A 12,803-nucleotide genomic window follows, 5' to 3' on the forward strand; every position below is an offset into this window, starting at 1 on the left:
CAGGTGATATTATGGCAGAAGAAAAGAATAGCCCATCCGCTCAGCGAGTGGTCGTGGATATCTATGGTACCAGTTATCCGTTGAAGACGGACAATCCTCAGCATATGAAACAATTGGCCGCGGCTTTGGATAAGAGGATGAAAGTCATGAGCCGTGCCGTGCGCACCTTTGATGAGCGGAAGATCGCGGTTCTTACAGCATTGGAGATTGCCGAGGAATATTACAAACTGAAGAAGGATTACGATGAACTTGTGGACCTTCTGGATGAAAAATAATTAATAATAGCAGGAATTTTTTACTCGCTCACGAATATAACCCGTAAAGGAGAAGGAAGTACGACTTTACGGGTTATTTCTATAGGACAAAGGAGTGGGTAATCAATGGGGTGGATTAAAAATCTGCGGGTAGCCTATAAGATGCTGATACTGGCGGTTTTTGCCGTAATTGGCATGCTGGTTATCGGCTTTGCCGGGTATTCGTCGCTGAAAAAAGCTCAGGTAGACATGGAATTCATGTATGAGAAATGCGTAAAATCCTTGGGCTATCTCAGCGATATGCGCTATGGCATCCGTTATTCCCAGGGCATGATGGTGGTCATGACCACGGTAAAGGATGATCCGGCCCGCATGCAGACTTTGCAGAAAAAGTACGAGGATGGCGTGAAACTCGTGGAGGCTGGTGTCAGCAGCTATGAAGCCGTCACGGGCAAGCCCGAGGAAATGAAAAAGGAATTTGAAGAATTCAAAAAGGGATGGGGTGAGCTCCATACCCTGATGAATAAGGTTACCGCTTTGGCGCAGCAGGGGCAGCAGGAGGAGGCGCTGGCGCTGTATAACCAGAATGGTGCCAAGATGGTGGATAAGCTTCGTCCTCATATCAACAAGATGACGGAACTGGAAAATGCCCATGCCGAAGCCCTGAACAAGGAAAATGATGAAGATACGGAAGCAACCATTCGCAACATGGTTATCCTGCTGCTATTGGGCTTGATTATCATGGTCGCAGTGGCGATGTTCATCACCCGGGAAATCGTCAATCCGGTGGAAGCTATGATGCGTTCCTTGGATCGCCTGCGTGGCGGTGACTTCAGCGACCATCCCCGTACGATCATCCGTGGCGACGAATTTGGTGCGATGGCAGATATGGTAGCAGAAGTACGTACGACGCTTAATAAACTCATGCGCAGTTCCAGCACCACAGCGGAACAGCTGGCTGCATCCTCCGAAGAACTCACCGCCAGCTCCCATCAGTCGGCACAGGCTTCCGAGCAGGTGGCGCAGTCCGTTACCAATGCCGCCGGTGCTGTGGCCGAACAGCAACAGGATGTGGGCGATGTCATCGATTCCATCGATAATGCAGTTGAGGCAATCGGACGTCTGAGCAAGACGGCCAATATGGTTTCAGAACATGCCAATACCAGCAACAAAGCTGCTGTAGAAGGTAATGAAGCCGTGAAACAGGCAGTCAGCCAGATCAACAGCGTGGCCCAGGTGGTCAACAGCTCAGCTGAAACCGTGGATAAACTTGGGCAGAGCTCGCAGGAAATCGGCCAGATTGTCGAGACGATTTCCTCGATTGCCGAACAGACCAATTTGCTGGCACTCAATGCGGCAATCGAAGCTGCTCGTGCCGGTGAGCATGGCCGCGGCTTTGCCGTTGTAGCCGATGAAGTAAGAAAGCTTGCTGAAGCCTCCCAGGAAGCGGCCAAGCAGATTACAAGCCTCATCAGTGGTATCCAGTCGGAAACGGCAGCAGCGGTTACCTCCATGCAGAAGGGCAGTGCCGCCGTCAAGGAAGGCACCGCATCGGTGGAACAGCTTCGTGACACCTTCAAGAGCATCTATGATGCAGCGTTGGGGGTTGCCAAACAGGCTGAGGAAATGACCAGGGAACTCAAGGCTGTTGAGAATGATACGCAGGTCATCAAGAGCAAATCTGACGGCATCCTGCAAAAGGGTGGTATGGTGGCATCGGAAATGGAAAGCGTTTCTGCCGCCTCCGAAGAACAGTCTGCATCGGCAGCCGAAATTGCTGATGCCAGCACAGCTTTGGCTAATCTCGCACAGAATCTCCAGAATTCCCTGCAGAAATTCAAATTCTAATCGCCTGGAAGTGGCCGATATCTTTCGTGGATATCGGTCATTTTCTGTTGGTAGACAGAAGAATTTTCATTGGATTTTCAAAAAAACATGTTTATAATAGATAGGGAGAAAACATTTTGGAGGTGCGGTTATGCGTGTTTTATTAGCAGAAGACGATCGCCGCTTAGGTAAGTTGATCCAGTATATGCTGGAGCAGAACAAGATAAAGGCTGACTGGGTGACCAATGGCAGTGAGGTTTATGAATATGCCATGTTCACCGATTACGATATACTGATATTGGACTGGATGATGCCGGGAGAAAACGGTATTGACATATGCAAGCGCCTGCGCAGCGATGGTTATGCCAAGGCCATTCTGATGCTGACGGCCCGGGATTCTGTGGAGGATCGTGTATCCGGTCTGGATGCCGGCGCAGATGATTATCTGGTCAAGCCCTTTGAATTTGCCGAGCTGATGGCACGGCTCAGAGCATTAGGCCGCCGCAGCACTCAACAGATCCAGCAGGATCAGGTGGAAGTCGGGGACTTTACGCTGAATCGCACCACGAAGGTATTGAAGAAAAAGGATGAAGTCATTCAGCTTTCCCCCCGGGAGTTCCAGATCTTTGATCTGCTGGTGCAGAATCTGGGCATCGTGGTACCCCGGGAAATTTTGCTGGACCGCATCTGGGGCATGGAGGCGGATGTCAGCTCCAATAACATCGATTCCTATATCAAGATTTTGCGGAAAAAACTGGATGTAGGCGATGGGGAAACCGTCATCAAAACGGTCCGGGGCATCGGCTATAAGCTGGAGGTTGGCGGACAGTGACAGAGAATCTCTTTGGCAAGAGCCGTAAACGTCTGACCACACTTTATTCCCTGGTCATGATCATCTTCCTGGCCGTGCTGATCTTTGCCATGCATCAGTCCATGGACTGGTCTATCCGTTCGGAACAGGCAAGAGAGCTTTGGGACACGGCGGATAATGTGGCCGAGGCACAGAAATATCTCAATCAGCATCCGGAACTGGTGATTGACGATACATTGGCCTATAAGAATACCAATGACCGCCTGTTTTTCTATGTCTTTGATGCCGATGGCCGGCTGTTGAACTTTTCCCGGGCTTCTTTTCGCATTGAACCATTCATCCTCGATGTGATGAGCCAATGGACAGCGCCGGAGGGGGATGTGGTGGTGGTGACCAAGCCCAAGGAGAACGGGCATAAGTCAGAGATCATGATGACCACCCAGAAGATCACCGAGGCCAATGGCAAAGTGCAGATGGTCTATGTGGGCAAGGATGTAACCGCCCTCTACAACGGTATGGAAAAGGCCACGAGCATCATGGCGGGCTTAGGTCTGTTGGCACTCTTGATTGCCACCATGGTGGGGCATATCCTGTCTGGCAAGGCCATGGTGCCGTTGAAGGCTGCTTATGAGAAACAGCGTCAGTTTGCCGCTGATGCCTCCCATGAGCTCAGGACGCCGCTGGCGGTGGTCATGGCTTCGGCAGAAATCCTGCAGAACGATCCGGAGATCAAGTCGCCTTTCCTCAAGCAGGTGGTGGAAGATGTCCACGATGAAGTCAAGAAGATGACCAAGCTGGTCAGCGATCTTTTGGTCGTGGCCCGCAGCGATAACAAGGCCTTGAAGCTCAAGCCCTCCAAATTCGATCTGGGGGCAGTGGCGGCCCAGACCGCCCGCATGATGCAGCCTTTGGCCGAGCAGAAGCACATCAACATTCTGGCGGACAATCTGCCCAAGACCATCATCCACGCTGACGAACAGAAGATCCGCCAACTGGTGCTGATCCTGGTGGATAATGCGGTGAAATACACGCCGGATGGCGGTGAGGTCAAGGTGGAATTCCGCTCCGCTGAAAAGGGCAAGGTCACATTGGCGGTGCAGGATAACGGCATCGGTATTGCTAAGGAGGATCAGGAGAAGATCTTTGACCGCTTCTACCGCGTGGACAAGGCCCGTTCCCGGGAGATGGGCGGCAATGGCTTAGGTCTGGCCATCGCCCAGGAAATCGTGGAGCTCCATCATGGGCGCATTGCCATTGAAAGTGAATTGGGCAAGGGGACGACGTTCCTGGTGACGCTGAAGAGCAAGACCAAAGGAAAGAATTTACATATGTTTTGAGGGAATAGCAGGAAAATGCCCAAAGATAACGAATATAATGACACAATGAAGGAAATTTCCGGGGGGATGTGTATGAAACACTCGGGCCTGGATGATCGGCTGGATTCTATCTTGGTGCGGGCGGCTATGCGACTGGAAGAGCGGATGCGTTTGGCCTATTTTCGCGGGAATCTGACCAAGTATTTAGAACGGGTTGGTCTGGCCAAGTATATTGATGATGAAAAACTTTTGAAGGGCAGCCTGCTGGACCTGCAGGACGATGCGGCTGTAGCCATGGCTTATTGCCTGCGCAAGGCCCGTAAACGGGGTTATCTCAAGGAGGCTCTGGATGAGCTGAATATGGCAGAACTCCTGCAGAAGGAAACGCGGATCAAAACCGTGGTGCCGACCATGAAGCGGCAGCCGGAACTGAACAAGGTGCAGCTGCAGATGGTCAAGGGGGAAAACAAGTCTTCGGCCCTGACCGAGGAAGAAAAGAAGCAGCTGCTAAAGAATTTCAAAGTGATAAAATAACAAAACGCTGATGGGGAAAACCATCAGCGTTTCATTATTTAGAGCTCTTTGATTTGCTGGGTGAGTTCTGCCAGCTGTTCGGAAGTAGGCACATTGGCCAGGCGGATCTTGTCGTGGATGATCTCGCAGCCGCAGGCCTTCAGTTCCTCTTCCACCAGGCCGATGCTTTGGCCGCCCCAGCCATAGGAGCCGAAGGCAAAGGCTTTCTTATCCTTGGGGGCCAGGCCCTTGAGGTAGCAGAGGAAGCTGGCAATCGTGGGCATCATCTGGTTGTTGATGGTGGGGGAGCCCACAGCCAGGTATTTGGCCGTCAGGATATCGGTGAGGATGTCGGACAGATGATTTTCCTTGATGTCGTAGAAGCCCACGGGAATGTTCTTTTGGGCGAAGCCTTCAGCGATGGCACGGGCCATCTTTTCCGTGGAATGCCACATGCTGTCAAAGACGATTACGGCCCGGTCTTCGCCTGCAAAGCCGGACCATTGCTGATATTTGGCCATGATCTCGGCGATATGGGAACGCCAGATAATGCCATGACCTGTGGCGATAAGCTTGATATCCAGGGAGCTCAATGTCTTGAGGGCGGTTTGGGCCTGACGGCCATAGAGCATCAGGATATTGGCATAGTATTTCTGACATTCATACATCAAGGTGGCAAGATCCACTTCATCGTCGAAGCGCTGGCTGGTGGCCAGGTGCTCACCAAAGGCATCATTGGAGAAGAGGATTTTCTCTTCCGGGCAGTAGGTCACCATGCTGTCGGGCCAATGCAGCATCGGTGTGGGAACGAACTGCAGGGTGCGGCTGCCGATGCTCAGGCTGTCACCGGCCTTGACGCCCTGATAGGGAAGATCGCCGTAATGGGCTTTGAGTCCTTTGGCGCCGTTGGGCAGGCTCGTGATGATCTTGGCCTGGGGGCAGTGTTTCATCATAAAGGGAATGGCTCCCGAATGGTCCGGTTCCACATGGCTGGAGATGATATAGTCAATCTTTGCCGGATCGATTACGGATTTGATGCGTGTCAGGAGTTCTTCGGCAAAGCATTCCTTTACTGTATCAATCAGGGTGATTTTCTCGTCTATGATCAGATAGGCGTTATAAGTCGAGCCACGGCTGGTCTGATAGCCATGGAAACTGCGCATGGACCAGTCGATGGCGCCCACCCAGTAAATGCCCTTTGTTATTTCTAATGCCTGCATAGTATGATCCCCGCTTTCTGCTAGAAATTTTTCAATCTATCTCGTTATTTCGTCAGCTGACAGTTTTTTCCTGCCGGATAAAGGATTTTTAGTCAGTAAAGACGAATTAAATCAAGACAAATAATATAGTAATGAAACTGAATGAAATGAGGAAACAGGATGCGCCATAAATTTACCAATCTGACCAGAAAGAATATGCTGTTGGCTGGCGGTGTTTGTGTATTACTGCTGGTAGCGGCGTTTTATTTTTATATGGGAACAGGCAAGGAAGCAGGGCCGCGAGTGCGGCGCGATGTCCCCGAAGTGAAGGTGCAGGAAGTTGTGCGGCAGGACATGCAGCGCCACATTGTGCTGTCGGGGCAGACGGTAGCCGATGCTAGTATCAATCTGGCACCGAAATACGGCGGCCGCATCACGGCGGTCTATGCAGAGCTGGGCGACCGGGTGGAAGAAGGGCAGGTGCTCATGGTGCAGGATCTGGGGGATCTGGATATTTCCATTGCCCAGAATTCAGCGGCTGCCGGTGCGGCCTGGGCTGATGCCCGGGAGGCCTCGGCTGCCTATAATGCCAATATCATCAGCAAGAAGAATGCCTATGAACTGGCCAAGGCCAAATATGAACGGCAGAAATATCTGTTCTCCATCGGGGCGATTTCCCAGGATACGCTGGACAGCGTGGAACAGGAATTCAGCGCCAGCCGGGCCGCCTATGAGGTGCTGGCTAATCAGGTAGCCGATGGCGGTGCGGCCGCGGTCCAGTCCAAGGAGCTGACTGCACAAAAACAGGAACATGCGACGGAAGCCTTGAAAAAACAGCGGGAGGATATGATTCTCCGTGCGCCCCGCAGCGGTGTTATCGCCTATCGCAGTGCCGAGGTGGGGGCCATCGCTGCGGCGGGAACCAAGGTGTTCACCCTGGTGGATAACAGCCATATCAATATCGACTGCAGCATTGCGGAAAACGATGCGGCTATCCTGCAGACGGGGATGCCGGTAAATGTCACCATTGATGCGTTGGGGCGGGATTTTGCCGGGAAGGTCATTTTTGTCAGCCCCGCGATGGAAGACGGGGCCAAGAGCTATCAGGTGCGGATTTCGCTGGAGGATGCTGACGACAGCGTCAAGGCCGGCCTTTTTGCCCATACGGCCGTAGATATCCTGCAGCGTCCCCAGACAATCTTTGTGCCGAAGGAGGCAGTGGTCACCCGCAATGGGGCGCAGTATGTCTTTGTGCTGGTGGAAGAGGACAAGGTGGAAATGCGCCCTGTGAAAATCGGCCTGCTGAATGACGAGAGCGAAGAGATCATCGAAGGTCTTAATGAAGGCGAAAAAGTCATTTTAAGCAATCAGGATAAATTGCAGAATGGCATGAAAGTCAAGGTGACGGAAGCATGAATATCACCCGTTTATCCATCCTGCGCCCTGTGGGCATATCCATGATCGTGGCCTTTTTCGTGGTGCTGGGACTCTATAGCTACTACCGTATCGGCGTGGAACTGCTGCCGGCCTTGAATACACCCTATGTCACGGTGACGGTGAAATATCCTGGGGCTAGTGCGGAATCGGTGGAGCAGGAAATCATCAAACCAGTGGAAGATGCGGTTTCCTCCGTATCCAATGTGAAGACCATCACCTCGGTGGCCGGCTATGAGCGGGGCCGGGTGATGATGGAACTGAATTTCGATGCGGATGCGGATATGGCGGCCATTGAAGCTACAAAAAAGGTGGAGGCCATCAAGAACAGGCTGCCGGATGAGGCCGATGCCCCGGTGGTCATCAAGCGGGATATCAATGCCAAGCCAATCATGGAACTGGCGGTCATGAGCCAGCACAGCCTGGGGGACACCTATTCCATGACGGAAAATGTCTTCCAGGACGTATTGCAGCAGGCAGGCGGCGTATCGGAAATCGAGCTTCATGGCGGCCGGGACAAGGAAGTGGCCGTGGAGGTTGACCGGGAAAAACTGGCGGCTTATAAGCTGACACTGCCAAAGATTGCCAGCGCCATCCGCAATGAAAACCAGCTGCTGCCTTCGGGGCCTGTCTATACCGAAAAGAGCAAAGCGGATGTACGGGTGGTGGCCGAGTATAAACAGGCCGCTGATATTGAGAAGATCAATATCACCAACACGGCCGGCGAATCGATCCCGCTGACAGCTGTGGCCACCGTGCGGGAGCAGGATGCCCGGCAGCAGCGCTATGGACGGCTGAATGGCGAGGCGGCCATCAATGTGCTGATCTATAAGAACAGCGATGCCAACGTGGTGGAAACAGCGGAAAACATCCAGGCAGCGGTGGAAAAATTGCGCCGGGATTATCCGGACTATCAGTTCATCGAGGTGTCCAACGATGCGGATTATGTGGAAACATCCCTGCATAACACCTTGGGCACACTGGTGGAAGGCCTGATCACCACGGGGCTGGTGCTATTCCTGTTCCTGCGGGGCTGGCGCTCCACGGCAGCCGCTATGATTGCCATACCGACCTCCCTGATTTCCACCTTCTTTGTCATGTATCTGGCAGGTTTTACCTTCAATATGATGTCGCTGATGGGCATGACCTTATGTGTCGGCATTCTGGTGGATGACAGCATCGTGGTGCTGGAAAATATCATCCGCTATCTGAAGCAGGGGACAGAACCGAAGAAAGCGGCAGAAAAAGGGCGCATGGAAATCGGCATGGCGGCTGTTGCCATCACCCTCTGCGATGCGGCGGTATTCATGCCCATTGCTTTTATGGAGGGCATGACCGGCCAGTTCTTCCGTCAGTTTGGCCTGACCATCGTGTTTGCTGGGGCGTTTTCCCTGTTTGTGTCTTTCACCTTGACGCCGATGCTGGCTTCACGTTTTTTCAGGAATGGCTATCAGGTGAGCAGCCATCCCTTGTGGCAATTTATGGATCGGCTGGAAAACAGGGCGGTGGATCTTTACCGCAAAACCCTTTATTGGAGCCTGAACCATAAAAAGAAATTGTTGCTGACGATCTTGGCCGTCTTCGTGGGCGTTATGAGTCTGATCCCCCTGGGAGCTATCGGGACGGAATATATGCCCAAGACGGATGAGTCCAGCTTTACCATCAATATCCAGTGCCCGGTCAGCTCGTCCTCCGAGGAAACCAATAAAGTGGCCCTGCAGCTGGAGCAGAAACTGGCGGAAATCCCTGAGGTCAAATACTATATGACACAGGCGGGCGGTGTGACCAGCGCCAATGAAGGCCGTATCAAGGTGGAACTTGTGGGACGCCGGGACCGCAGCCGTTCCATTTGGGAAATCACCGCAGAGGTACGCAAGTTTGCCCGGCAGATCAGGACGGCGGATATCCGCGTTACGGAAACCCAGTCCAATGTGGCAGGCATCTCCGGCGGTGGTGGCGGCCGTGGCGGCGGTGGTGCCTTGCAGGTGGAATTGCGGGGCAACAATATGCAGGAGCTGACGGCAGCAGCGGATAAGGTGGAAAAAATCCTGCGCCGGGATGTGAAGGGTGTCAGCGATGTGAACAGTTCCTATACGGAAGGTATGCCGGAACTGCAGCTGACAGTCAACCGGGAGAAACTCAAGGCCTTCCAGGTCAGTCTGGCAGACATCGATACGGCCTTTTCCTCAGCGATTTCCGGTTTGTCTGCTGGGGAACTCAAAAATGATGCGTTAAATGGCGGGCGGGATACCAACATCAAGGTGCGGCTCAAGAATGCGGATGCTTATAAGGCCTCCGATGTTGCCAGAGTTCCTGTCTGGGCCAATGGCAGGCTGGCCTATTTAGGCGATGTGGCCGATATCAAGGATGGCCAGGGCCCTGTCAGTATCCAGCGTGTGGATAAGCAGCGTTCCATCCAGTTGGGGGCAAACCTGCGGGATCGGCCCGTGGGGGATGTCATCCGGGATGTCAATAAGGCGCTGCAGCAGGCTGATCTGGGCGAAGGCATCACCTATCGGTTCAAGGGACAGGCCAGCCGTATGAATGAAACCTTCAGTGAACTCCTGAGCGCTCTGTTCCTGGCGTTGGTGTTGATCTATATGTTGCTGGCCGTGCTCTATGAGTCGGTGCTGACACCTTTCATCCGCATGTTTTCCCTGCCGTTGGGGTTGATCGGTTCGGTGCTGTTGCTGCTTTTGACCCATAATACCTTGAATCTTTACTCCATGATCGGCATTCTGGTCATGGATGGTATTGTGGCCAAGAATGGTACGTTGCTGATCGACTATACCCTGACGCTGATGGACAGGGGGCATACGGCACTGGAGGCCATAGTGGAAGCAGGCTGCGTGCGCCTGAAGCCTATATTCATGACCACGATCACCATGATGGTGGGCATGATGCCCATGGCCCTGGCGCTGACCGACGGCGCGGAAACCCGCGTATCCATGGCCTGGGTGATCATCGGCGGTCTGTTGACCTCCACGGTGTTCACGTTATTGGTCATCCCGATCATCTTCCTGTATTTTTATCAGGGCAGGGAAGGGCGTCGGAGTGCTGTGGAAAATTAAGAACATATTTGCAGAATTATCCTTGACAAGAAGCGATGATAAAACTATAATGGACACATCAGTCAAAGGCAATGACAAAGACATGATGACAAGAAGGCGGTTCCAAGAGAGGGATATGTTTGGTGAGAGTATCCTGAATCAGCGTTTGTTATTACCACTTTGGAGCTGCTGTCCGGAAATTTTAGTATGGACAGACGGTTACGCTATCGTTACAGGCGCTGAGTGGTCATAGGCGTACCTATGGCAATCAGGGTGGAACCACGATGTTGCAGCTTCGTCCCTATCTTAGGGGCGGAGCTTTTTTGTTAGATTTTAGGAGGGAATATCATGCTGAAGATTACCATGAAAGACGGTTCTGTTCGCGAAGTGGAAGCGGGCACGAGCGTTCTGGATTTTGTAAAACAGGTGAGCAACAGCTTAGCCAAGAAAGTGCTGGCTGCGAAGATTGATGGCGAGACGAAAGACCTCACGACGGTTCTCGATAAGGATTGTGCTGTAGAATTTTTGACTTTTGAAGAAGCAGATGGTCGCTGGGCACTGCGCCACACGGCTTCCCATATCCTCGCGCAGGCCGTGAAGCGCCTTTATAAGGAAGACAATGTGAAGCTGGCTATCGGCCCAGCCATCGACAACGGCTTCTACTACGATATCGATATGGATCGTCAGCTGGGCGAGGCTGACCTCAAGGATATCGAAAAGGAAATGAAGAAGATCGTCAAGGAAAACCTCAAGCTGGAACGCAAAGAGGTCAGCCGTGCCGATGCCCTCAAGATGTTCGAGGAAATGGGCGAAACTTACAAGGTGGAACTCATCAATGACCTGCCGGAAGATGCCCTGATCACGCTTTACAGCCAGGGTGAATTCACGGATCTCTGCGCCGGCCCCCATGTGGTATCCACGGGCAAGGTCAAGGCACTGAAGCTCCAGAGTGTAGCCGGTGCTTATTGGCGCGGCAGCGAGAAGAACAAGATGCTGCAGCGTATCTATGGTACGGCTTTTGAAAAGCAGGCCGATCTGGACGAATACCTGCATATGCTGGAAGAGGCTGCCAAGCGCGATCACCGCAAGCTGGGCAAGGAACTTGACCTCTTCAGCCTCCACGAAGAAGGCCCAGGCTTCCCGTTCTTCCATCCGAACGGCATGGTTGTACGCAACGAGCTCATCAACTACTGGCGCGAAGTGCACCGCCGTTACGGCTATCAGGAAATCAAGACGCCGATGATCATGAACCGCAAGCTCTGGGAGACTTCCGGTCACTGGGATCACTACAAAGAAAACATGTACTTCACCGAAATCGATGGTGAAGATTATGCGGTAAAACCCATGAACTGCCCGGGCGGCATGCTGGTGTATAAATCCCATCAGCACAGCTATCGTGACCTGCCCCTGCGCATGGGCGAGCTGGGTCTGGTTCATCGTCATGAGCTCTCCGGTGCCCTCCACGGTCTGTTCCGCGTCCGCAACTTCACCCAGGATGATGCCCATCTCTTCATCACGCCGGCACAGATTGAAGAGGAAATCCAGCATACGATTGACCTCTTTGATGAAGTGTACAGCACGTTTGGCCTGACTTATACGGCTGAGCTGTCCACGCGTCCGGAGGACTCCATGGGGTCTGATGAAATCTGGGAAAATGCTACGAATGCCCTGCGCAACGCTCTGGAAAACCGTGGCCTTAAATATGTCATCAACGAAGGTGACGGTGCCTTCTACGGCCCGAAGATCGACTTCCATCTGCGCGATTCCATCGGCCGTACCTGGCAGTGCGGCACGATTCAGCTGGATATGCTGATGCCGGAGAAATTCGACCTGACTTATGTAGGTGAGGACGGCGAAAAGCATCGTCCGGTCATGCTCCATCGCGTGGTTTACGGTTCCATCGAACGCTTCATCGGCATCCTGATCGAAAACTACGCTGGTGCTTTCCCGACGTGGCTGGCGCCGGTACAGGTTCGCATCCTGCCGATTACGGACAAGCATGCTGACTACGCCTATGAGCTCAAGAAGAAGATGTTCGACCTGGGCCTCCGGGTTGAGGTGGATGACCGCAATGAAAAGACGGGTTACAAGATCCGTGAGAGCCAGGTCAAGAAGACGCCGTACACGCTGGTTGTGGGTGATCAGGAAATGGCTGACGGCACGGCAGCCGTCCGCAAACGTGGCGTGAAGGACAGCGAGACCATGAAGGTTGACGACTTCATTAAATACGTGCAGGAAAAGATCGCCAGCAAGAGCGAAGAATTCTAATTAAAAATAAGCTGCCCCTTTAGGGGGAAGTGGTGCAAAGTACCAAAGGGGGTAACTCTGTTTGAGTCTGGAATGAACCAGCTGGGGAAAGAGTTATCTCCTTTTGTCATTTGTGCCCATCTAACCATTTA

General features: G+C 52.8%; 9 protein-coding genes and 1 other annotated feature. Of the genes, 8 read left to right on the forward strand and 1 reads right to left on the reverse strand.

The window, feature by feature from the left end:
• The first annotated feature begins 11 nt into the window (after positions 1-11).
• From SELR_RS04720 to SELR_RS04740, 5 genes are all read left to right on the forward strand, one after another.
• Positions 12-275, forward strand: a complete 264-nt coding sequence (locus SELR_RS04720; protein WP_014424059.1) for a cell division protein ZapA — start codon at positions 12-14, stop codon at positions 273-275.
• A gap of 105 nt (positions 276-380) precedes the next feature.
• Positions 381-2,102 carry a methyl-accepting chemotaxis protein gene (locus SELR_RS04725; RefSeq protein WP_014424060.1) on the forward strand — a complete coding sequence of 574 codons (1,722 nt, stop codon included), beginning with the start codon at positions 381-383 and terminating at the stop codon, positions 2,100-2,102.
• A gap of 130 nt (positions 2,103-2,232) precedes the next feature.
• On the forward strand, positions 2,233-2,913 hold the full coding sequence (locus tag SELR_RS04730; protein WP_014424061.1) for a response regulator transcription factor: 681 nt from the start codon (positions 2,233-2,235) through the stop codon (positions 2,911-2,913).
• Entirely contained in the window at positions 2,910-4,229 is a 1,320-nt protein-coding gene (locus tag SELR_RS04735; RefSeq protein WP_014424062.1) for a sensor histidine kinase, read from the forward strand. The genes SELR_RS04730 and SELR_RS04735 overlap by 4 nt, the downstream gene beginning before the upstream one ends.
• Positions 4,230-4,301: 72 nt before the next feature.
• The gene (locus tag SELR_RS04740; RefSeq protein ID WP_014424063.1) at positions 4,302-4,742 is read left to right on the forward strand and encodes a hypothetical protein; all 441 of its coding nucleotides are present in this window, start codon (positions 4,302-4,304) and stop codon (positions 4,740-4,742) included.
• 38 nt (positions 4,743-4,780) lie between these two features.
• On the opposite strand, the gene SELR_RS04745 is transcribed toward SELR_RS04740, so the two are convergent.
• A complete protein-coding gene (locus SELR_RS04745) occupies positions 4,781-5,941 on the reverse strand; it encodes an FprA family A-type flavoprotein (protein WP_014424064.1) in 1,161 nt (386 codons plus the stop codon).
• A gap of 159 nt (positions 5,942-6,100) precedes the next feature.
• Here SELR_RS04745 and SELR_RS04750 point away from each other — a divergent pair, with 159 nt between their 5' ends.
• From SELR_RS04750 to thrS, 3 genes are all read left to right on the forward strand, one after another.
• On the forward strand, positions 6,101-7,336 hold the full coding sequence (locus SELR_RS04750; protein ID WP_014424065.1) for an efflux RND transporter periplasmic adaptor subunit: 1,236 nt from the start codon (positions 6,101-6,103) through the stop codon (positions 7,334-7,336).
• Positions 7,333-10,425, forward strand: coding sequence for an efflux RND transporter permease subunit (locus tag SELR_RS04755; RefSeq protein WP_014424066.1), 3,093 nt, complete (start codon positions 7,333-7,335; stop codon positions 10,423-10,425). Before SELR_RS04750 ends, SELR_RS04755 begins: the two co-directional genes overlap by 4 nt.
• 62 nt (positions 10,426-10,487) lie before the next feature.
• Positions 10,488-10,710: a binding site (T-box leader), on the forward strand.
• A gap of 42 nt (positions 10,711-10,752) precedes the next feature.
• Positions 10,753-12,672 carry a threonine--tRNA ligase gene (gene thrS / locus SELR_RS04765; protein ID WP_014424068.1) on the forward strand — a complete coding sequence of 640 codons (1,920 nt, stop codon included), beginning with the start codon at positions 10,753-10,755 and terminating at the stop codon, positions 12,670-12,672.
• Positions 12,673-12,803 lie beyond the last annotated feature (131 nt).

It is taken from the genome of Selenomonas ruminantium subsp. lactilytica TAM6421 (genome assembly GCF_000284095.1).
Classification (GTDB): Bacteria; Bacillota; Negativicutes; order Selenomonadales; family Selenomonadaceae; genus Selenomonas_A; species Selenomonas_A lactilytica.